Here is a 22,454-nt window from a genome sequence, read left to right as displayed (position 1 = left end):
GGCTGCCTGTGCTGTAATAGTAAGCAATACCAATGAGTAACGGATTCTCAGGTTGTGAGTGGATTTAACAAGTTGTTAAATAGCTAAGTTTTTAAAGGCTCACATTTTGAAGATTAAACGCAAGACTTAATACGCTAGGAGTGTAATTGTGGATAAACCTTGGCTTTCTCGATACCCAAATGACGTGCCAGAGAATATCAATCCGGATCAGTATCCTTCTTTAGTTGAGATGTTCGAACAGTCGGTGCATAAATTTGCCGATCAGCCCGCTTTTGTCAATATGGGTTCTGTCATGACATTTCGTAAGTTGGAAGAGCGCAGCCGTGCGTTTTCTGCCTATTTGCAAAACGAGCTAAAGCTAAAAAAAGGTGACCGCGTTGCCATTATGATGCCTAACTTGCTGCAATACCCTGTAGCGTTGTTTGGTATTTTGAGAGCTGGCCTCATCGCGGTTAATGTGAATCCACTTTATACGCCGCGAGAGTTAGAACACCAGCTCAACGATGCAAACGCCAAAGCGATAGTGATCGTGTCTAACTTTGCCAATACGTTAGAGCAGGTTGTTGATAAAACGCCAATCAAACATGTTGTCTTAACTAGCCTTGGACAAATGCTGCCACGAGCGAAAGGCACAGTGGTTGATTTCGTCGTGAAGTACGTAAAAGGCATGGTGCCAAAATACAATCTTCCGGGGGCGATTTCATTTCGACAAGCCTTGCATAAAGGACGTCGCCAGCAATACGTGAAACCGTTTATGTCGGGTGATGACATCGCATTTTTGCAATACACCGGCGGTACGACGGGTGTGGCGAAAGGCGCAATTCTCACGCATCGCAATATGATAGCAAACGTACTGCAGGCGAAAGGCATGTATGGCCCTGTGTTGCAAGAGGGGCGTGAGTTGGTAGTAACAGCGCTGCCGCTGTATCACGTTTTTGCTTTGACGGTAAACTGCTTGCTGTTTGTTGAAATGGGTGGACAAAACCTACTCATTACCAATCCTCGTGATATTCCTGGGTTCATCAAAGAGCTGCAAAAGTACCCATTTACGGCGATCACTGGCGTCAATACCCTCTTTAACGCGCTTATTCATAATGAAGACTTTCATGAGCTAGACTTTAGAGGGCTACGTCTGTCTGTGGGCGGCGGCATGGCGGTGCAACGCGCCGTTGCCGAACAATGGAAAAAGACTACAGGCTGTTTGCTGCTCGAAGGGTATGGTCTGACGGAGTGTTCGCCGTTAGTTGCCGCTTACCCTTACGATTTAGAAGAGTATAACGGCTCGATTGGCTTACCCGTTCCGGGCACAGAAGTGCGCATTGTTGATGAAGAGGGTCAACCAGTATCCGATGACTCGACGGGAGAACTGCAAGTTCGTGGTCCGCAAGTAATGCAAGGCTATTGGCAGCGAGTGGAAGCGACTAAAGAAGTGATCAATCAAGAAGGGTGGTTATCAACGGGTGATATCGTCAAATTTGACGAGGATGGCTTCTTGCATATTGTCGATCGTAAAAAAGACATGATTTTGGTATCGGGCTTCAACGTGTATCCTAATGAAATTGAAGATGTCATTGCTTTGCACGATAAGGTACTCGAAGTGGCGGCTATCGGTGAGGCGAATGAAGCCTCGGGTGAGCTGGTGAAAGTGTATATTGTGAAAAGCGATAACAGTTTAACCAAAGAAGACGTCATTGCGCACTGCCGTACCCACTTAACTGGCTATAAAGTGCCAAAACGTGTCGAATTTAGAGATGACTTACCCAAGACCAATGTCGGTAAGATTTTACGCCGAGTACTCCGCGAAGAGAACGACGCGAAACTGACACAAACAGCAGAAAAAACGGTTTAGCGTTAACCTTTTGTTACTATCGATGTTAAAATGCCAGCTCTCAATGCTGGCATTGTTTTTTTTAAGAGAGTCGTCGTGGAATATCAGATAATTACAGAATTTGCCGAGTTAGAATCGGTATGCACAAAAGCTCGTGAATCCGATGTGGTGATGTTGGATACGGAGTTTGTTCGTATCCGAACTTACTACCCAAAACTGGGTTTAATTCAGCTTTATGATGGTCATCAGCTTTCCCTGATTGATCCTCTGACGATAAGCGACTTCTCCCCTTTTATTGCTTTATTGCAAGATGCCTCTGTTCTTAAGGTGTTGCATGCGTGTGGTGAAGATTTAGAAGTGTTTGCCAATAGCTTTGGTTGTATGCCATTTCCAATGGTAGATACGCAAATTATGGCGGCCTTCCTCGGCTATGGGTTATCAACAGGCTTTGCCGCGTTAGTGGATGAGTATATTGATGTCCAGCTGGATAAGAGTGAATCTAGAGCCGATTGGGTTGCTCGACCACTGACTCAAAAGCAACTTGATTACGCTGCTGCGGATGTTTTCTATTTATGGCCTTTGTATCAACAGCTAAGCGAAAAAGTGGAACAGAAAGGCTGGTGGAACGCCGCGCTGCAAGAGTCTGAATTGATGACACAAAAGCGTGGTAAAACCCCTAATGCAGAGCGAGCCTATTTGGATATTAAAGGCGCATGGCAGCTTAGCCCTAAGCAGTTAGCCGCGCTTAAGCCACTCGCAACATGGCGACTTAAAGAAGCGATTCGTCGTGACTTAGCACTTAATTTTGTGGTCAAAGAGCAAGATCTTTGGACCATCGCGCGCTTTGGATTGACTCAACCGAAAGCAATGGAAGAAGAAGGACTAGATCCTCGCTCTATCCGTCGACATGCCGACAAAATTGCCTCTATCGTGAAATCAGCCAAGCAGTTATCAGCGGACGAGTACCCTGATAAAATTGAGCGTTTGATGGATTATCCTGGCTATAAGCAGATCTTTAAACTGTTAAAAGATGAAGTAAAAGTGGCCTCTCAGCAAACAGGGCTTGCAACTGAGTTTTTAGCATCGAAAAAGCAGTTGAATCAGTTCTTATCGTGGATATGGAACAAAGACCGCGATCCAGCGCAGCTGCCTGATGTCATGCAGGGGTGGAGAATGGACGTGTTAGGCCGACATTTAGAAAAGCGAATGAACTAAACGAATGCTTTTAAACCGCTTTAGATAGAAAAAACCGAGTGAATAATCACTCGGTTTTTTTTATGCGCATCCCGCAATGTGCTAGGTATTCACTCGTTCAGAGTTGGAGGCAATTGGGGGCGTGACCCGAAAAGTATTAGTTATTGCTGTGCAATTCACTGTTAAGCTCTACCGCACTTTTATTAGTGAGGCACTCAATTTGACCTGTCACTGAGTTGCGACGGAACAGTAAGTCAGACTTACCTGCTAGGTCACGCGCTTTGGCGATTTCAACTTCTTGACCTGTAGAATCCAGCATACGAACCTTAGAACCCGCTGTGACATACAGACCAGACTCAACCGTACAGCGATCGCCTAGTGGGAAACCAAGACCTGCGTTTGCGCCTAGCAGTGAGTTTTCGCCGATAGAGACCACCACCGTACCGCCGCCAGATAGTGTGCCCATAATAGAAGCGCCACCACCAATATCAGAACCGTTTCCAACCACAACACCTGCAGAAATACGACCTTCAACCATGCTCACACCTGTCGTACCTGCATTGAAGTTGATGAAACCTTCATGCATAACGGTGGTACCTTCACCCACATGTGCGCCCAAGCGAACACGTGAAGTATCAGCGATACGAATACCGGTTGGTACCACGTAATCGACCATTTTAGGGAATTTATCAACGCAGTCGACGGTTAGGGCTTGTCCCGCAAGGCGTGCTTCAATTTGACGGTCTGCTAGCTCTGGAAGATCGATTGGACCTTGGTTTGTCCAAGCGATGTTATGCAGTAGGCCAAAGATGCCATCAAGTACGGTACCGTGTGGTTGTACTAGGCGGTTTGAAATCAGTTGTAGTTTCAAAAAGCCTTCCGCAACAGACTGCGGCTTTTCGTCGCTTGCAAGCACTACAAGTACAAGTGGTTGTTGTGACTGTGATGCTTTTTCAGCGAACACGGCATTTTGCGCGTCGTCATTATTAGCAAACGCCGTCGCCAGTTGTGCGCTTTGCTCTGGGCTGATCTCGATAGCTTGGTTGCCTTGAGTGTAACCAGACACTTCTGCAATCGCGGCGATTGTCGCATCACTTGGATTGAGTCGCGGATGTGGAAAAAAGGCTTCGATGATTTTTCCATCGCGGTTTTTAGTGGCGGTACCGAAGGCGAGTGAAAATGCTGCCATGACTATCGTTCTCCATTTTGAATTGTCCATAAACCGATGCTAGTGCAGCAAAGGTTTAGATTCTGTTGATGGTTTTATCTTAAGTTGTTGGTTTTATCTTAAGTTGTTGGTTTTATATTAAAGAGTGGCAACGGCAGATGAAAGAGCAAATAGGGCTAAAGTCTGTAAAAAGATATCGGTTGTCTTTATGGAGACACTTTTCGCCAAAAAGAAACAGTAGTAGGCTTCCGCTGTCAATAGATCCTGAGGGGACGATAGTACGACGTTTAATGGCTTAGAATCGTTATTGCTTGATGAATTCCTTCGATTAGCATCTGCATCCCAATAACAGCGAGAATCAATCCCATCATTTTGCTAATCACTGAAAGAATACTAGGACCTAGGGCTTTGACCATGCGTTCGCCAGAAATGAACAAGAAATAGGTGATAGTACATAAAATAGCAAAGCTAATAATAGTCACAATAACTTGCATTAGCCCTCCGGCTGCAGCGAAGTTCATAGCGGTTGCGATAGTTCCCGGTCCCGCAAGGATCGGCATCGCAAGGGGGGACACGGCGATTCCGAGAGAAGCATTTTGTTGTGCTGCTGAATTAAGCACTGATTTCTCTGATTTATGAGTGTTCGAACCTTGAAGCATATTGAAGCCAATGAAGAACACAAGTATGCCGCCGGTAATTCTTAAGGCGTATAACGTAATACCGAATAATTCAAAAATGAGTTTGCCTGATATAGCAAAAATGGAAATAAGGACAAAGGCGATAGTGACCGCTCGAAATGCAATCAGCTTGGTGGTTGCTCGATCTTCATCTCCAGTTAAGCCTAGAAAAATCGGTGTATTAGCAATCGGGTTCATTATGGCAAAAAAGCCCATAAAGACTGTAATGATATGAATGATGAGATCTTTCACGTCTGCTCGCTCTCAAGATTAAGCGTTGATAGAACAAGCATATACGTAGCGGGGAAAATAACCAGCTTAAAGTACGATACGTTAAACTGGTTGGTAGGCGTTATTATGCCGCGTCGTCTTGAGCTTCGACAGGCTCAACCGCTTTTGGTTTCTTTGGCGTTGGTTTACGCTTAGCACCCAGTGCATAAAGGACTTCTTCTTTATGTTGCGCTAAGAATAAGGAAAGTTCTTCCTGCTTCTCTTCGTTTTCAATGAGCTTGCTTTCACTAAGCAGTGTAAATAGTTCATCAGCAGTATCTAACATTTTGTCATAAGCGTCAGCTTCAGCTTTAGAGGTAAAAGTCATCTTTTCTTCTCCGTTGCGTTCCACCACGTACTTGACGATTACAGCCATGGTTAATCCTCTAACAAGTTAAATTTTTATCGACAATACTGGCTGTTTATACATAGGTTTAAAATGCTTGTCCAGTCAGCGCAGCAAAACTGAGAGCTGATTGCCTATTTCCTACTCGCTGCGCTCTGGTATTGGCACGACTTACTGATCCTGTGTCGTTATCGGTTTTGGCAGCAGATTTAGCTGCGCTGCCATTGTTGGCAAAAAGAGATAAAAGAGCGCAACAACGGGCTTTGGTATTTCTCTTTGTGGAAGAGTAGCCAAAAGCGTCGTTTCATATCGAGTGAAACCGGTATTTCACGGATACGACCATCACGGATAGCGGTATGAGCGGCAAGTCTAGAGATGCACGCCAGTCCTAAGCCAGAAGAGACACAGTTTAAAATGGCTTCCGTTGTGTTGAGCTCAAATGCTTCGTGCCATACTTCAATACGAGGGGCGACGGCCCGTAAGAAAAATTCACGGGTGCCAGATCCTGGCTCTCTGAGGATCCATTCACTATTTTCTAGTAATGAAAGATCGATCACCTCATCGCCCGCCAATGGGTGGTCAACACTGGCGACAATGCACATCTCATCTTCGCTAAAAGGGGTACTTTCTAACTCAGGATGAAGCGTTTTACCTTCGATCAAGCCAATATCAAGTTCATAATCAATCAGTTTTTCACAGATAAGTGCACTGTTGGAGATAAACAGTTGTTGCGCCTTGTGCTGGTGACTTTGACGGTATTCGCTGAGTAAATACGGCGCGACTTGATTACCGATAGTGTCACTTGCGCCGATACGCAGCTGACCTCGAAAACTTTGTTCATCTGAAAATAAGGACTCAATGTCTTTGGCTCGGCTTAGTAATTCGTCGGCAAGTGGCAGAAGTTTTTGTCCTTCTTGGTTGATTACTAAACGGTTGTTAACGCGATCAAAAAGAGCGTGACCAATTTGTTTTTCTAACTCGCTCAATGACATACTCACGGCAGCCTTGGAAAGAAACAGCGTATCGGAAGCTGAGGTTAGCGTTTGGTGCTGCGTCACAGCAACAAAGACTTTGAGCTGCTTGAGTGAAATATGAGTATTCATGTTCTGTTTTTTTGAACGCTAGTTGAAAATAATTAGATGTACCTAAACGTAAACTAGAATTATCATTAGCGCAACTTAATACAGCAGACAAGGCATTGTTATGATTGCGACAGCAAAACGAGTTCATCATAAAATGAAAAGCGCACCAACCCCGATGGCTGGTTTGGCGTTAGGGATTGCGAGCCTTGGATGGTGTTGGGAAAACGCAGGAGAGTTTCATCACGTTGCGCAGTGGTCAAGCGCAGCGGTGGCGAGTGTGCTGTTAGTGATATTGGCCTATAAGTTCTTGTTCCATAGTCACTTATTGGGGCAGGATCTTGCTCACCCGGTCGTGGGAAGTGTTGTGCCGACATTTGCGATGGCAACCATGGTGGTATCGAACTCAATTGGGCAGTTTTTTCCTGTGCTCGGTGACAGTATTTGGTTAGCCGCGGTGGTACTGCATGTCGTGTTCCTAGCTAGCTTTACTTATCATCGCTGTCGCGATTTTGAGCTGCATCATATGGTGCCAAGTTGGTTTGTTCCACCAATAGGTATTGTGGTAGCGGATGTCGCGTTTTCTGGTACCGCAGCGCTAGCACCCATCGCGAATGCCGCTCTGTACTTTGGGATTGCCGTTTATGCGGTGATGTTACCTTGCATGGTGTACCGCTTAATTTTCGCAGCGGAAGTGCCGGATGCGGCAAAACCAACCCTAGCGATATTGGCGGCGCCAGCAAGTCTTTCTCTAGCAGGATATTTAACCGTGGTCGCGGATCCTTCTCCAGTATTGGTGGCAATGTTGTTTGGTATTGCGGTACTGATGACAATGGTGATTTACTTAGCGTTTATTAAACTGCTTCGTCTTCCATTTAGCCCTGGTTATGCCGCGTTTACGTTCCCGTTGGTGATTGGGGCAACGGCGTTGTTTAAATTGGCGGCGTGGATGACGAATGTTCATGTGCCACAAAATGCGGTGGATCAAGTGATCATGCTTGCCAATATCGAGTTAATTATTGCCACAGCAGTGGTGAGCTATGTGGCGATTCGCTACCTGTTTGCTTATCGCCCAGTAAAAATGCTGACGTCATCAAATAATGCAGTATCTCGATAAGCTTACGTGCTTTATCGCTGGGTAATTCTGCGTTATCGCGCGGTAATGTGATAATCTTGAGAGAGGATTACTTGCTAAAGGCGCGGTAACGTGTTCACCGTTTATCACTCAAATCAAATCGATGTACTTAAATCCCTATTAGTACAGCTCATTAAAATCGATCCACTCGATAACCCCTTTGAAAAAGAACAAATTCTTGTACAGAGTCCAGGCATGTCGCAGTGGCTGAAAATCGCCATGGCACAAGAATTTGGCATAGCGGCGAACACCGATTTTCCTCTTCCAGCGACCTTTATATGGGAGCGCTTTACCCAAGTGCTTGATGATGTCCCGTCAAGAAGTGCCTTCAACAAGGAGGCGATGACGTGGAAAATCATGCATCTGTTGCCAAGCCATCTTCACGATGAAGATTTTGCGCCTCTTGCACAATATCTAGAAGGTGACGATGACGCGTCTAAGCGCTATCAGTTAGCAGAGAAAATTGCCGATATTTATGATGGCTATTTAGTGTATCGACCAGAGTGGATAGCGGCTTGGGAAGCCGGGCTCACCGTCGCTGAGTTGGAAGATGAGCAGCCTTGGCAGGCGAAGCTTTGGCAGTCTTTATATGATCATACGATCGCACTAGGTCAGTCGCCTTATCATCGAGCGAATTTGTATGAGCATTTTATTGATGCGCTCGCTCAGAGTCATGGTGATACGAAAGTAGACGCCCGGTTAGCGGGTTTACCAAAGCGTTTGTTTGTGTTTGGTATTTCATCGCTACCCCCTCGTTACTTAGACGCACTTAAGGCGCTGGGGCAGCATATTGATGTCCATATGATGTTTACCAACCCTTGTCGTTTTTACTGGGGCGATGTGCGAGACCGTAAATATCTTGCACGTTTGGCTGCAAATAAGCGCAAACATTTGCAAACGGTAGATGACGTCGCAGATGTATCGGATTGTGAGCAAACCTTGCTGTTGAAAGGGAGTATTGACGACAATCTTGATGATGAGCTTCACGTCACTGATATTGGCAACAGTTTATTAGCGTCGATGGGAAAGCTGGGGCGAGATAATTTGTATCTGCTCTCGCAACTTGAATCTAATGAGATAGATGCGTTTGTCGACGTCGACCGAAACTCGTTACTGCATCACATTCAAGCCGATATCTTGAGTCTTGAAGAGCACCAAGATGATGCGGTTATTCTGCATTCAGACCATAAGCCCGAAGTGAGCGCCAACGATCGTTCACTCACCTTGCACGTCTGCCATAGCGCCATGCGTGAGGTCGAAGCGCTGTACGATAATCTTCTGTCGATGTTTGATAACGATCCGCAATTAAAGCCAAGAGACATTATTGTCATGGTGGCAGACATCAATGCTTATAGCCCTGCGATTCAAGCCGTGTTTGGTAACGCTGCGGGTGATCGTTATATCCCTTTCTCCATATCTGACCGCACGGCGGATAAAGAAAGCCCGCTACTGAATGCCTTTAATCAGCTGCTTGCCCTTCCCGAATTACGTTGTACCTCCAGTGAGTTACTCGAGCTTCTTGATGTCCCTGCCATATTGGCTCGCTTTGATTTGGACGAGCAAGAGTATGCGATGATCAAACTCTGGGTGGATGAAGCCCAAGTGCGCTGGGGAGTGGACGAGCATACTGCCAGGGAATTTGAACTGCCTGAGTTTGGACAAAATTCTTGGATGTTTGGCATTTCAAGAATGCTGGCCGGTTACGCGGTTGGTGAAGAATCTGGGCTATTGACCATTGATGACACGGTGATTGCCCCGTATGAGCAAACGCAAGGCATGCGCGCCGAAACAGCAGGCAAGCTAGCACTGTTTATTGATACTGTTGCGAATTACCGTCAGCGCCTCAGCACGGCGGTGAGCATTGAGCAATGGCGCAGTGTTATTAATCAGCTGGTTGACGACTTCTTTAAAGTCGAACTCGAAGGCGAAGTGGTCATAAAGTCGATACGAGACACAATTTCTGGTCTTCAGGAGCAGTTACAAGACGCCTGTTTTGACGAAAAGCTCTCACCAAAGATTGTGCGTCAGTACTTTACGAATAAATTATCTGGCTCACGCGTTAGTCAGCGCTTTTTAGCCGGACAAGTCAATTTTTGTACCTTAATGCCTATGCGTTCTATTCCGTTTAACGTGGTGTGCTTGCTTGGTATGAATGATGGTGTATATCCACGAAGTGTCCCGCCAGAGAGCTTCGATTTAATGACGGGACGAACGCGCGCTGGTGACCGATCGCGAAGAGATGACGACCGATATCTATTTTTGGAAGCGTTACTGTCTGCGCAGCAATCGCTGTACATCAGTTACGTAGGACGGTCGATTCAAGACAATACCGAGCGTGTGCCTTCGGTATTAGTGTCTGAACTGATGGAGTATTGTCAGCAAAACTATCGACTGCCTGATGATGAAGCCTTGAGTGTTGATGACTCAGGTCTCCGCCTCATCGAGCAGTTAACTCAAGAATACCCAATGGTGCCATTTAGTCCCTCACATTTTGATGCTAGTCGTGCCAAACAAAGTTATGCCGCAGAATGGTTACCCACGGCGCAACAGAGCGCCCAAGAGCAAGCGGTGGGGGCGGTTGCGAGTCATTTTGTTTTACCGCCGATACTTCGAACGAGCGATGAGGTGATTGAACTGGATCTTGCCGAGTTCCATCGTTTCTGGCGTTTGCCTGTGCAATATCTTTTCAATCGTCGCTTACAAGTGTCGTTTGATCAGCAGCATTTTATGGTGGAAGAAGATGAACCTTTCTCACTTAACGGACTCGAGAGTTTTGGCCTGCGTAATGAGCTCTTACATGCGCTGGTGAAAAATGGCGGTCAGCTGTCTGATGCGGAGACACAGGCTTTTCAGCAACAGCAAAAAGCACAAGGCTTCTTGCCAGTTCGTCATTTTGGTGATTTGGAATTAGCCGGAAACATGGGGCAAACTCAAGAGCTGGCGCAAGCCGTGGTAGCACTCACGAGTTCAGCGGTAGAAGACACAGAAGTCAATCAGCTGATTGAACTTGATAAGCATCGAATCCGCTTGCAAGGCTGGATAACCGGACAGTTTTCCGCGGGATTGGTTCGTTACCGAAGCGGCAGGCTCCGCGCGAGTGATTATTTGAGTGCTTGGATTGACCATCTACTCCTAGCCGCTATTGGCAAAGGGAAGGTGACTCATATGCTCGCTTATGACAAAAAAGAAGGGGTCGTGCATCGCGTGTTGCCAGCATTAGATTCTGATGCGGCGATGAGCTATCTAAAAGAGCTGCTGTCGCTTTATGTACAAGGTCTTGACCAACCATTGGCGTATTTCCCTGAAACGGCGATGGCCGGCATTGAAGCCAATTATAGTCGCGGTGCTTGGAAGCCAGATGATGAAAAAATGCTCAGTAAAATGGAAGCTAAGTTTGTTGGCGGCTACATGGTCACGGGAGAGGGGGGCAATGCCTATATTTCTCGGGTTTGGCCGCAATGGGAAGAGTCGATGGCGCAAGAGAGTAAGCGGATTGCCGCGCAAGTACTACAAGCACCAAGAACCTTAAGCCAAACGGTCGAAGATTATTACTCACAGGCTCAACCTAAGAGTTCCTGAAAGAAGTGATGTTAATGAAAGGAGTGGTGACCGCCAGCATTATTAGATTATATGTAGGGTTGCTGGTCGGCCACAGGGTCAGAGGGACCGTAATTCGTTAAGTAAATAGTAATGATTATCTCGCAATGGTTCCGTGAATAGGGTCTCAGGTATTGATAGTCACATTCGATAGCTTGTTGTTTTTATTAAAATTTAAGTACTAGGTCACAAAGTTGAGTTTATACGCCATGTCAGACAAGAACATTCAGACGCCAATTGCGCTCAATACCATGAGCTTTCCCTTACACGGGGCAAGGCTTATCGAAGCCTCCGCGGGTACAGGAAAGACCTTCACTATTGCTGGTCTTTATTTGCGCTTGTTACTTGGGCATGGGGATGAAAGCTCTCGTCATCAGCAGCCATTGACGGTTGACCAAATATTGGTAGTGACCTTTACTGAAGCCGCCACAGCAGAATTACGTGATCGGATACGCGCCAGAATTCACCAAGCAAGAATCGCCTTTGCACGTGGCAGTAGTGATGACCCTGTGATTGCGCCGTTATTGACGGATATTGACGATCATCGTTTTGCGGTCGCGACCTTACTGCAAGCCGAAAGGCAGATGGATGAAGCAGCGGTGTATACCATTCATGGCTTTTGTCAGCGAATGCTAACGCAAAATGCCTTTGAGTCGGGCGCGCGCTTTAATAACGAATTCATTACTGATGAGAGTCGCCTCAAAGCACAAGTGGTGGCGGATTTCTGGCGCAGTCAGTTTTATCCATTGGGATTAGACCTAGCCAATGAAGTTCGTAAATTATGGTCGACACCTAGCGCACTGCTTAGTGATATTTCACGCTATATGACTGGGCCGAATGTGTCATTTACTCGCCACGCGAGCGCCGCCGATCTCAATGCATTGCATCAACAAAACCTAGGCGCAATCCAAACGCTTAAATCGCAATGGCTGGCCGTCGCGGATGATATTGTGCCGTGTATTAGTGCATCGGATGTCAACAAGCGTAGTTATACCAAAAAATCATTGCCAACATGGGTGGCGGCAATAACAGAGTGGTCTAAATTAGAGACCAAAGATTATTACTTGCCGGACTCTCTAGAGAAGTTCTCGCAAACGGTGTTGAATGAAAAAACCCCAAAGGGCGAGCCTCCGGTTCATGAGATTTTCCAAGCAATAGAAACACTCCTTACCTCACCACCAGAGTTAAAGACCCCCTTGCTTGCTCTGGCTATCAAGAGTTGCCGACAGCGCCTTATTGACGCGAAAGAGCGTAAACAATGGTTATCATTTGATGATTTGTTGACGCACTTGTCCGCCGCATTGGAATTTGAGTCCGGCGATGGACTGGCGGAAAAAATACGCCAGCAGTTTCCTGTGGCGATGATTGATGAATTCCAAGATACCGATCCGCTTCAGTATCATATTTTTAGTCGGGTCTATTTGCAGCATCCTCAATGTGGTTGGTTCATGATTGGCGATCCCAAACAGGCGATTTACGGATTCCGTGGCGCGGATATTTTTACGTATATCAAAGCAAGAAACCAAGTGACCGATCATTACACGTTAGGCACCAACTGGCGTTCAAGTGAAAGCATGGTTCAGGGTGTGAATAGCCTATTTGAACAGGCGGTTTCTCCATTTGTTTATGATGATGATATACCGTTTTTTGCTGTCCAAGCTAACCCGAAGGCGCATTTGCGTCACTGGTGCCTTAATGGTGAAAAACAAACCGCGGTCGAGTTTTGGTTACAAGAAGCAGAAAAACCGTTACCTAAAGGTGAGTATGTTACGGCGATGGCTGCGTCGACTGCGCAGCATATCAAAACGGTGCTCACAGGGGCGCAAAGCCATGAGTCCATTTTAATCAACGGCGACAAGCAGACGCCGATAAAAGCAGGCAATATTGCCGTGTTAGTCAGAACGGGTAGCGAAGGTCAGTTGATCAAGCAAGCGTTAGCGGAGCGTGGCATTGCCAGTGTTTACCTGTCTAACCGTGACAGTGTGTTTGCCAGTGGTGTTGCCCTGGATATGTTGAGATTGCTGCAAGCCGTGTGGTCTTTAGGGGAGGAGCGAGCACTAAAAGCGGCGTTAGCCAGTGAGCTTTTTGCTTTATCGGCGACCTATTTAGATGACTTGAATAACGAAGAAACCGTGTGGGAAAAAGTGACGGCCGAGTTTCAAGAGTATCGTCATTTGTGGCAAACCCGTGGCGTACTCCCTATGTTGCGGGCCGTGCTATTTAAACGTGAGATTGCCAGCCGACTGCTGACCCAAGCGGGGGGCGAACGTTTATTGACTGACTATCTTCACCTTGGCGAGTTATTGCAAAATGAAAGGCAAGATTTAGAAAGTGACAGTGCGTTGCTGCGCTGGTTAGGGCAGTCTATTGAAGACGCTGCGCAAGGGTTAGGTGGTAGCGATGAGCATATTCAACGTTTAGAGTCAGAAAGAAATTTGGTGCAAATTATCACCATCCATAAATCAAAAGGCTTGGAGTACGATTTAGTCTATCTGCCTTTTGTCACCAGCTATAGAGAAGCGTCAGAAGCAAAGTATTACGATGAAGCTTTGCAATCACCGGTGATTGATCTTGCTCAGTCAAAGTCGGCACTCGCGCAAGCGGATAAAGAGCGCCTAGCTGAGGATCTGCGTCTTATCTACGTGGCATTGACGCGCGCGGTTTATGGTTGTTTTATCGGTATTGCTCCACTTCGAAATGGCCGTTCAACGAAAGAGCCGACAGGCGTGCATCACAGTGCCATTGGCTACTTAGTTCAGCAAGCCAAAGAGCTTGGAGTGAATGAACTCGGTTCGGCATTGGCACAGTTATCCGCGCAACAAACAGCGATTAGAGTCGTGTCTCCGCCGGATGTTGACGATGAGCTATATCGACCAAGCGAAGTGAGGTTACCGGATCTTAGTGTGAAAACCTTAGAGACAGAAATCGACCGTCATTGGCGAATGACCAGTTACTCTAATTTGGTTAAGCAAGGACATCAACATTCAGACCGAGAAGTATTTATCGAAGCCGCGGGTATTGATATTGATTCCTCGCAAGAGGCGGAGACACTATCGCTGTTAGAACCAGAAAAAAGTATTTACCACTTTCCGAAAGGGGCGCGCCCGGGTACTTTTCTTCATACTGTATTTGAAGAAGTGACGTTTACCGAGCCTGCGGGATCCGAAGTGAATCGTGATGTTATTGCCCTGTTATTGGAGAAGGAACAATACGATCCTCAGTGGCTGCCTATTATTCACGATCTTGTCGATCGTGTGCTCGACACTCCGCTTGATGGAGCGTCGTTACGATTGCGAGAAAAAGGGGCGTCACAGAAGTTGGTTGAAATGGAGTTTTTATTGCCGATAGAAGTGCTGGATGCCATGTCACTCAACCGAGTGATTCAGCGTCATGATGATTTGTCGGCACAGGCACAAGATCTTGGGTTTTATACCGCAAGAGGCATGCTAAAAGGTTTCATTGACCTCGTGTTTGAACATGATGGCAAGTACTATGTGCTTGACTGGAAGTCCAATTATCTTGGTGACAGTCCCGAGCATTACCAACAGGCGCAGCTTAAACATGCGATGATCGATCACCGTTATGATCTGCAATACCAACTGTATACGCTGGCGCTGCATCGCTTTCTCAAGACTCGGATTAAAGACTACGACTATGAGGCGCATTTCGGTGGCGTCTACTATCTATTTCTACGTGGTATTGAACCTGGATCGACGTCGGGCATTTTTAACAGCAAACCGACGCAGGCTTTGGTAGAAGAACTCGATGCGCTGATATCCGGTGAGACTATTCATCACGATCGTTTTATTGAGCAACAAGGGAAGACACAATAATGTCACAGCTGTTTCAATCCTTACCTGAAGTCGTGGCATTTCTCGCAGAGAAAAAGGTATTACGACCACTGGACTTGCAGTTTGCTAAGTTTGTTTCGTCTTTAGAATCAGAATATCGAGCAGAAGTGATGTGGCTTGCTGCTTTGACAAGTGCAAACTTAGGGCAAGGGCATATTTGCGTGAATTTTTCCCCTATCGCATCCGATATGAATATGCCACCAGAAAGTTCAACGCTCTCTTTGGTATCAGAGTCATTGCCAAGTGCCAGTTTACTTGGCATCTATGGCGAGGTCGCACAGCAAATTGATGGCTTAATAAATCAAGTTGATTGGCGACGAGTCGTGAGGGATGCAAAGAGTATTACGACGTCGCTCGATACGCTTCAAAGCGACATGCCACCCACCCCTCTTGTTTGGCAACATGGTCGCTTGTATTTGCATCGCTACTATCGATATGAACAAACCATCGCCGATCGGATGAATGCGATGGCAAGTGCCATTACTATCGAAAGTCCAACGCGCCTAGCCAATTTGCTTGACCAGCTGTTTGCTCGTGAATATCACTACTTATTTTCTTCGTTACAGCAATTGCCGAGTGAAAAAAATACCCAAGTGCTTCGGCAGCAGTTGGTGTGTGACTTTCTAGATGTCGTGACCCCTGAGCTTATCAACTGGGGGGATGTTGACCAGCAATTAATGCAGGCAAAGCAATCGACGGATCTTAATGCATTGGATAACTTAATCCCGTTATCTTATTGCCTTAATTGGCAAAAGGTGGCCGCAGCAGTCGCGTTGACTCGCCGATTTTCCGTCATCTCAGGTGGTCCGGGTACTGGTAAAACGACCACGGTAACAAAATTACTCGCGGCGCTTGTTCATCAGGCTGGGCTCTCCCAACAAAGCCCCATCATTAAGCTGGTGGCGCCGACAGGAAAAGCAGCGGCAAGGTTAACGGAATCGATAGGTAAAGCCTTAGATAGTTTGGCGATAGAGCCAGAAATACTCGCTAAAATTCCAACGGAGTCGAGTACGATTCACCGTTTGTTGGGGGCAATCCCTAATCGCGTTGAGTTCCGCCACCATCGTGAAAATCCACTTCACTTAGACGTACTGGTGCTGGATGAAGCTTCTATGGTGGATTTGCCTATGATGCACCGTTTGCTTGATGCGTTACCTGCGCACGCTCGGCTTATTCTACTCGGTGATAAAGACCAATTGGCATCGGTTGAGGCGGGGGCAGTGTTGTCGGATATTTGTGAGTTTGCCAGTCAGGGTTATAGCCAAGGGCAAAATGACACCATCAAGCAGTTAACGCAATTTGATTGCCGTCATCGTAGTGCGATTCGCCATTCTCCAGGCAAAGAAAATCTACAAAGAAGCATTGTAGCGGATGGCTTGTGCGTGCTGCAAAAAAGCTATCGTTTTGATGCGAGATCAGGAATAGGGCAACTGGCTAAAACGATCAATGCCAGTGACACGCGTGGCTTTGGGCAAGTGTGGGATAAAGGGTTTGCTGATATCGAATGGCATCATTTAACCGCCGATGCTTATCAGAACCTGCTACAAAGTATGGTGAAAGCTTACCAGCCCTATTTAAAGGTTATTACCGCGCAACCCGATGGAGAGGAGCGCCGGAGCGCAGAGACGTTAGCCATTTGGCAACGAATGACGGCAAAATCAGCACTGGCGAGCTTTTCTAATCATAGATTGCTGTGTGCTGTTCGTGAAGGAGACTTTGGTGTTGTGGGGCTTAATCAGCGAATTGAGCAACGACTAAAGCAGCGCGCTATTATCAACAATGGCGAAGCTCAATGGTATGCGGGGCGTCCTGTTATGGTGACGAGAAACGACCATAACCTAGGGCTTTATAATGGCGACATTGGTTTGTGTATGATGGATTACACCGGAGAGGTTGCCAAACTCAAGGTGTTTTTTGAGCTTCCTGATGGCTCGATCAAGTCGGTATTGCCGAGCCGTGTTCCCGAACATGAGACGGCTTATGCCATGACGATTCATAAGTCACAAGGCAGTGAGTTTACGCATACCTTTATGATTCTGCCAGCCGACTTTTCGCCTCTACTAACTAAAGAGTTGATTTACACAGGTATTACGCGAGCAAAGAAAACGTTGACTCTGATAGCGGAGCCGAAAGTGATATTGAAAGCCATTCGTTGCCAAACAATCAGGCATAGCGGGCTGGCGAGTCGATTACAATCGGAACGGCCAATAATGGTCGTGTAAAAGATCAGTCGCGAGCAAAGTGATCGTGGATAGCAGTAATCATGAGTGGGAAAGAGTCATAATGAATAAGCTGAACTACCATCCATGGTAGTGCGTTCTAAATAAAGCAACTAAGGTCAATTAAACACTTCCGAAAAGGTAATTTTATTGATCTTATATTGCTCCTGATAAAGCCCGATAAGCGATTGAATCTTATCAGTCGCTGGGAATACACAGTGAACGCTTAGACCTTCAAGTAAATGGTTTTCAGCCATATCCCAGAAGCTTTGAATAGAATTACAAATAACAGTACGCATAGATATTGCTCTCAATGGCAGTAGTGGCACACGTAGCTATCCCTGCACTCCCAATAAATGGGATCTACATCACGATAAATCCTGTAATTTGATCGAATTTTAGCCACTAACGAGAGCGATGTAAAATATTTTATGCAATTAATTAATGGCAATCGATTTTATATATCATTTGTTGTTTTATATCAGATATTACTCATATCGCTATTGGCGTTTTAATAGCGCTACTATTTAGATTGGCATAGACAAAATCTTTGATTTACGTTGGAAATTATAAAAATCTTGTTTGGACATAGGCAGTGACTCCACGCCAATTTCATGGAAACCTTGTTCACGAAACCAATGCAAACTGTGTGTGGTGAGGACAAAAATCTGCTCAATGCCTTTTGACTTAGATTGTTGCCGCATATGGTTCAATAATAACAACCCACGATTGCCGTCACGGTAATCAGGGTGAATGGCGACGCACGCCATTTCCGCCATTTTATCTTCACTATAGGGATAGAGAGCGGCGCAGCCGATAATGAGTCCATCCTTTTCAATAATGGTAAATTGATGGATTTCTTGCTCAAGTTGCTCTCTCGAACGTCGAACCAGCACCCCTTCTTCTTCTAACGGTCGAATAAGGTCAAAGATGCCGCCGATATCATCAATTTCTGCTTGTCGAACTTGTTCTGCGCTGGCTTTAACGATTTGGGTACCAATACCATCGAGCGAAAACAATTCCTGAATCAGTGCACCGTCGATCTTATAACTGATGAGGTGGCAACGCGGAACGCCTGCGTGACATGCGGCTTTCGATGCGCGTAAAAAGCGTAGGGTGCCACTGCTACTTTCCGGGTTGCGAGCTTCGTTTACCTCGAGTTCGGTAATAATGCGGTTAACTTCAGACGGGAATAATTCCGCCAATGCATTACCATTACTATCTAGCACCCCTTGCTCAGAGCAAAAGCCGATTAATTTATCGGCATTTAATTTTATCGCGACTTTGGTCGCCACTTCTTCTGAGAGTAAGTTGAATGTTTCACCAGTTACCGAACCCGCGACAGGGCCGAGTAACACAATAGAACCTTGATTGAGGACGCGATTAATACCATCGACATCAATACGGCGAACTTTACCACTGTGACAAAAATCGATGCCGTCATCGACACCTAGCGGTTGAGCGATCACAAAATTACCACTGACAACATTGAGCTGCGTTCCAGCCATGGGCGTATTGTTTAGGCTCATGGAAAGGCGTGCTGTAATATCAAGCTGCAGGCGGCCTGTTGCTTGCATGACGTAGCCCAAACCGCGTTCATCGGTAACGCGTGTACCTTTGTGATAGGGGGAATGACAGTCGTTTCGTTCAAGTAGCTCATTGATTTGTGGGCGAGCGCCGTGCACGAGGATGAGTTTGACGCCCAAGCTATGAAGCAAAGCGATGTCACTAATAATATTGTTGAAGTTTTTGTCGGAAAAAGCCTCACCACCGAGCGTAATCACCATGGTTTTATTGCGGTGCGCGTTAACGTATGGAGTGGACTGCCTAAATCCTTTTACTAAGGCGGTGCTACGGATTTTCACGATGATAACCTTCTGCTGACAGTTTAAAATTAACTGTTATTTATGTGGAAATAATGACTTTTTATTCATCGTTGTGCAAGGGGAATTTTAACGGTAGCGAAATCAGTTAAGTGAAATGCTCGTTTGTATTGAGTTGTCGTAGCAGTGATTGGAACAGAGGTAGATAATGCAAGGCAGTTGGATTGATCATAGAGGTTTAGATTTATTTCAATGAAAACGTCTCAAGCGGTGAGCGCAGCGTCACCTAAAAAAAGCAGTAAGTGGTTTGAACGAGTTCTGATTCTTTTAGCGATCATTGGCACGGTTGCGGTGATGAGTCTCTATCAGGATTTGGCGCAGCGCTATCAGAGCCATAGTAACCCTAAATCGTCGGTTTATGGGATGTGGGTAGAGAAAGAAGCGGCATCTTACGTGAAAGATTGGTTTGAACTTAGCCAAAATGGCGTGACGATCAACCATAGAGTCGTGGCGACAAGTTTTGATTTAAAAGGGGATTTGATAACCTTTTATTCAGGTGACGTTCGTTATCAGTACCAAGTCCTCAATGAAAATAAAACCCAGTTGCAGCAATTATCACCAGCGCATTACCATCCCGTGTTTGAATTGTCAGGAAAACACAAAAAAAGCCTTCGATGACCCTACGTTTTATTGCGATTTTTTAAAGAGTTTGCCATCCTGAATGCAACATCAATAAGGGATAACAATCTTGATAAAACGTATTTTACCATTGGCTTCAGTTTTACTGGTTTTTGGTTGTGCTCAACAAACGGATCGCGCACAGCAGTATCATGACCAAGAGTTCCCATCATTTTTAAACAAGACAGAAGTGATTGAGTCCAATCAACCAAGAAATTTCAATAGTTTTGAAAAGCAGGCGGCTGAGGTCACCAAAAACTCGCCGTCAATGGCGAAAACCTATCAACCGCTGTATGAACAGCTGCAAGAGTGGGCGATCAAGAGCGGTGACCCTAAACAGCTAAGTGAATATGGCGTTCAGGCTGCTCAACTAGGTGGTGGTGATAAAAAGGGCAACGTTTTATTTACCGGTTATTTCTCGCCGGTGATGGAGCTTCGCCATCGCCCGGATGAGAAGTTTAAATATCCTGTCTATGGTCTTCCTGATTGCCAACAAGATTGTCCAACGCGAGCGGAAATCTATGGGGGCGCTTTGAATGGTCAGGGTCTAGAGCTTGGTTATGCGGATAATCTGATTGACCCCTTTATTATGGAAGTACAAGGCAGTGGCTTTGTCCATTTTGGTGATGACGACACCTTAGAGTACTTCGCCTATGCTGGGAAAAACAACCGTGCTTATGTCAGTATTGGTCGCGTTCTGATAGAGCGTGACGAAGTGCCAAAAGAAAAAATGTCACTCAAAGCGATTAAAGACTGGGTAATGAAGCAGGACGAAAAAACCGTTCAAGCCTTGCTAGAAGAAAATACCTCTTATGTCTTTTTTGCCCCACAAAAGGCGGCGCCAGTGACGGGTACCGCCGGCATCCCACTTCAGGCGATGGCTGCAGTGGCTGGTGATCGAAGTACCTTCCCTATGGGGACACCAATTCTAGCGGAAGTGCCACTGCTTAACGCTGATGGTACGTGGAGCGGTGCACATGAACTGCGACTGCTCATCGTATTAGATACCGGTGGCGCGGTAAAAGGGAATCACTTTGATTTGTATCATGGGCTAGGGGACTTCGCGGGTACTCAAGCGGGGCACTATAAGCACTTCGGTCGAGTTTGGAAGCTGGGGTTAGAGAACTCACCTTCGCAAGACCCTTGGGCGCTCTCCCCAGAAAAAAGAGTCGAAAAAAAGAAATAATTGTTTGAAAAAGGGCAGCAGTTGACCTTTATAGAAAGAGTGCGTATAAATCGCACTCTTTCTTTTTTACTCATCATTAGCTAGGTAGTGTTATGCGAGAACTAAACCAACCAGCCTCCGACAATTATAATCAACGATTTGGTGGCACACGACGTCTTTATGGGCAAAGTGAGGTCGAAATACTTCGCGCTGCACATGTGTGCGTGGTGGGTATTGGTGGCGTTGGCTCGTGGGCAGTAGAAGCGCTGGCGCGCACAGGTGTGGGTGAATTAACGCTTATCGATATGGATGACGTCTGTGTGACGAACATCAACCGTCAAATTCATGCCATGACGGGGACAGTGGGTCAGAGTAAAATTGAAGTAATGGCTGAGCGTGTAAAGCTGATTAATCCTGAGTGTAAGATCAACCTTATCGATGATTTCATTGAACCGGAAAATGTTGCGGAATACATCAACAAAGATTTTGATTACGTTCTCGATGCGATTGATAGCATGAAACCTAAAGCGGCATTATTGGCGTATTGTCGAAGTAATAAGATTAAGGTCATTACGACGGGTGGAGCGGGCGGTCAGATCGATCCGACCCAAATTCAGATCGCTGATTTAACCAAAACGATTCAAGATCCCTTGGCGAAGAAGCTCAAAGACACATTGCGCCGTCATCATAATTTTCCTAAAAACCCAGCTAGGAAGTTTGGTATTGATTGCGTGTTCTCTACTGAACAATTGAAATACCCTCAAGCAGATGGTTCGGTTTGTGGCGTTAAATCAACAGCGGAAGGTCCAAAACGAATGGATTGCGCAAGTGGATTTGGCGCAGCAACGGTTGTGACTGCAAGCTTTGGTTTTGTCGCAGTATCTAGAATTGTTGACCGATTAATTCAGAAGTATCGAGCGTAGAGGGAGAGAGAGCATGACGGACAAGCAACCTTTTGGTATTGAAATCACCGCACACGATATTGCTACTACGATGACTGAACTTCACGGGTGGGAGGCGCGCTATCGTCAGGTAGTAAAGTGGGGCAAATTGTTGCCTACACTGGATACAGAAGCTAAGAAGGATCCGATGCTGGTGTCCGGCTGTGAAAGCTCGGTTTGGTTACTCATGAATGAAGAGGCGGGGATTTGGCATATTGAAGCTGATTCTGACGCGCGAATTGTTCGTGGATTAATCGCAATAGTCTTAGCGGCTTATCACAATAAAACCTCTCAGCAAATTTTGGCGTTTGATATTGATGCGTATTTCGAACAGTTGAATTTAGTCAATCATCTCAGCCCTTCTCGAGGTAATGGTTTGAAAGCCATCGTAGAGGCGATTAAAGTGACAGTAAACCAGTAAACCAGTAAACCAGTAAACCAGTAAACCGTACAAGTGAGGTATATTGGTTTCGCTTAAATGAG

16 protein-coding genes are annotated in these 22,454 nt (G+C 46.1%); 10 read left to right on the top strand and 6 right to left on the bottom strand.

All coding sequences use genetic code 11. The features are described from left to right. Positions 1-148: 148 nt before the first annotated feature. Positions 149-1,849: a long-chain-fatty-acid--CoA ligase FadD gene (gene fadD, locus MD535_RS15045; RefSeq protein ID WP_265675839.1), complete on the top strand. Its 1,701-nt coding sequence runs from the start codon at positions 149-151 to the stop codon at positions 1,847-1,849. A gap of 75 nt (positions 1,850-1,924) precedes the next feature. Continuing rightward, on the top strand, positions 1,925-3,043 hold the full coding sequence (gene rnd, locus MD535_RS15040) for a ribonuclease D (protein ID WP_265675838.1): 1,119 nt from the start codon (positions 1,925-1,927) through the stop codon (positions 3,041-3,043). A gap of 136 nt (positions 3,044-3,179) precedes the next feature. Here rnd and dapD read toward each other — a convergent pair whose 3' ends face one another. The 4 genes from dapD to MD535_RS15020 form a co-directional block, all read right to left on the bottom strand. Next, positions 3,180-4,211 carry a 2,3,4,5-tetrahydropyridine-2,6-dicarboxylate N-succinyltransferase gene (gene dapD, locus MD535_RS15035; RefSeq protein ID WP_265675837.1) on the bottom strand — a complete coding sequence of 344 codons (1,032 nt, stop codon included), beginning with the start codon at positions 4,209-4,211 and terminating at the stop codon, positions 3,180-3,182. Positions 4,212-4,477: 266 nt separating this feature from the next. After that, positions 4,478-5,119 (bottom strand): MarC family protein, encoded by a 642-nt coding sequence (locus MD535_RS15030; RefSeq protein WP_265675836.1) that lies wholly within the window; start codon positions 5,117-5,119, stop codon positions 4,478-4,480. 103 nt (positions 5,120-5,222) lie between these two features. After that, complete coding sequence (locus MD535_RS15025) at positions 5,223-5,513, bottom strand: YebG family protein (RefSeq protein ID WP_265675835.1); 291 nt, start codon at positions 5,511-5,513, stop codon at positions 5,223-5,225. A gap of 179 nt (positions 5,514-5,692) precedes the next feature. Further along, positions 5,693-6,586, bottom strand: coding sequence for a LysR family transcriptional regulator (locus MD535_RS15020; RefSeq protein WP_265675834.1), 894 nt, complete (start codon positions 6,584-6,586; stop codon positions 5,693-5,695). Positions 6,587-6,686: 100 nt separating this feature from the next. On the opposite strand from MD535_RS15020, the gene MD535_RS15015 reads away from it, so the two are divergent. The 4 genes from MD535_RS15015 to recD all read left to right on the top strand — a co-directional run bounded on the left by MD535_RS15015 (position 6,687) and on the right by recD (position 17,367). Beyond that, complete coding sequence (locus tag MD535_RS15015; protein WP_265675833.1) at positions 6,687-7,679, top strand: TDT family transporter; 993 nt, start codon at positions 6,687-6,689, stop codon at positions 7,677-7,679. Positions 7,680-7,769: 90 nt separating this feature from the next. Then, complete coding sequence (recC, locus tag MD535_RS15010) at positions 7,770-11,276, top strand: exodeoxyribonuclease V subunit gamma (RefSeq protein ID WP_265675832.1); 3,507 nt, start codon at positions 7,770-7,772, stop codon at positions 11,274-11,276. Between the two features lie 227 nt (positions 11,277-11,503). Beyond that, positions 11,504-15,127 (top strand): exodeoxyribonuclease V subunit beta, encoded by a 3,624-nt coding sequence (gene recB / locus MD535_RS15005; RefSeq protein WP_265675831.1) that lies wholly within the window; start codon positions 11,504-11,506, stop codon positions 15,125-15,127. Continuing rightward, entirely contained in the window at positions 15,127-17,367 is a 2,241-nt protein-coding gene (gene recD / locus MD535_RS15000; protein ID WP_265675830.1) for an exodeoxyribonuclease V subunit alpha, read from the top strand. Before recB ends, recD begins: the two co-directional genes overlap by 1 nt. A 116-nt stretch (positions 17,368-17,483) precedes the next feature. On the opposite strand, the gene MD535_RS14995 is transcribed toward recD, so the two are convergent. After that, on the bottom strand, positions 17,484-17,663 hold the full coding sequence (locus MD535_RS14995; protein WP_265675829.1) for a hypothetical protein: 180 nt from the start codon (positions 17,661-17,663) through the stop codon (positions 17,484-17,486). A gap of 228 nt (positions 17,664-17,891) precedes the next feature. Beyond that, positions 17,892-19,229, bottom strand: a complete 1,338-nt coding sequence (argA, locus tag MD535_RS14990) for an amino-acid N-acetyltransferase (RefSeq protein WP_265675828.1) — start codon at positions 19,227-19,229, stop codon at positions 17,892-17,894. 210 nt (positions 19,230-19,439) lie between these two features. On the opposite strand from argA, the gene MD535_RS14985 reads away from it, so the two are divergent. The 4 genes from MD535_RS14985 (at position 19,440) to MD535_RS14970 (ending at position 22,392) form a co-directional block, all read left to right on the top strand. Beyond that, positions 19,440-19,865 (top strand): DUF2850 domain-containing protein, encoded by a 426-nt coding sequence (locus tag MD535_RS14985; protein ID WP_265675827.1) that lies wholly within the window; start codon positions 19,440-19,442, stop codon positions 19,863-19,865. Between the two features lie 70 nt (positions 19,866-19,935). Continuing rightward, positions 19,936-21,051 carry a murein transglycosylase A gene (gene mltA / locus MD535_RS14980; RefSeq protein ID WP_265675826.1) on the top strand — a complete coding sequence of 372 codons (1,116 nt, stop codon included), beginning with the start codon at positions 19,936-19,938 and terminating at the stop codon, positions 21,049-21,051. 92 nt (positions 21,052-21,143) lie between these two features. After that, a complete protein-coding gene (tcdA, locus tag MD535_RS14975; RefSeq protein WP_265675825.1) occupies positions 21,144-21,953 on the top strand; it encodes a tRNA cyclic N6-threonylcarbamoyladenosine(37) synthase TcdA in 810 nt (269 codons plus the stop codon). Between the two features lie 13 nt (positions 21,954-21,966). Then, positions 21,967-22,392 carry a SufE family protein gene (locus MD535_RS14970; protein ID WP_265675824.1) on the top strand — a complete coding sequence of 142 codons (426 nt, stop codon included), beginning with the start codon at positions 21,967-21,969 and terminating at the stop codon, positions 22,390-22,392. Positions 22,393-22,454 lie beyond the last annotated feature (62 nt).

Source organism: Vibrio qingdaonensis (assembly GCF_026191675.1).
Classification (GTDB): domain Bacteria; phylum Pseudomonadota; class Gammaproteobacteria; order Enterobacterales; family Vibrionaceae; genus Vibrio; species Vibrio qingdaonensis.
This window is presented reverse-complemented; position numbering and strand designations above follow the sequence as displayed.

What these genes read in the sequence shown, in the direction of transcription:
- dapD (WP_265675837.1), bottom strand. Translation starts at nt 4,211, where the DNA reads ATGGCAGCATTTTCACTCGCCTTCGGTACCGCCACTAAAAACCGCGAT.
- MD535_RS15025 (WP_265675835.1), bottom strand. Translation starts at nt 5,513, where the DNA reads ATGGCTGTAATCGTCAAGTACGTGGTGGAACGCAACGGAGAAGAAAAG.
- MD535_RS15020 (WP_265675834.1), bottom strand. Translation starts at nt 6,586, where the DNA reads ATGAATACTCATATTTCACTCAAGCAGCTCAAAGTCTTTGTTGCTGTG.
- MD535_RS15015 (WP_265675833.1), top strand. Translation starts at nt 6,687, where the DNA reads ATGATTGCGACAGCAAAACGAGTTCATCATAAAATGAAAAGCGCACCA.
- recB (WP_265675831.1), top strand. Translation starts at nt 11,504, where the DNA reads ATGTCAGACAAGAACATTCAGACGCCAATTGCGCTCAATACCATGAGC.
- recD (WP_265675830.1), top strand. Translation starts at nt 15,127, where the DNA reads ATGTCACAGCTGTTTCAATCCTTACCTGAAGTCGTGGCATTTCTCGCA.
- MD535_RS14995 (WP_265675829.1), bottom strand. Translation starts at nt 17,663, where the DNA reads ATGCGTACTGTTATTTGTAATTCTATTCAAAGCTTCTGGGATATGGCT.
- MD535_RS14985 (WP_265675827.1), top strand. Translation starts at nt 19,440, where the DNA reads ATGAAAACGTCTCAAGCGGTGAGCGCAGCGTCACCTAAAAAAAGCAGT.
- tcdA (WP_265675825.1), top strand. Translation starts at nt 21,144, where the DNA reads ATGCGAGAACTAAACCAACCAGCCTCCGACAATTATAATCAACGATTT.
- MD535_RS14970 (WP_265675824.1), top strand. Translation starts at nt 21,967, where the DNA reads ATGACGGACAAGCAACCTTTTGGTATTGAAATCACCGCACACGATATT.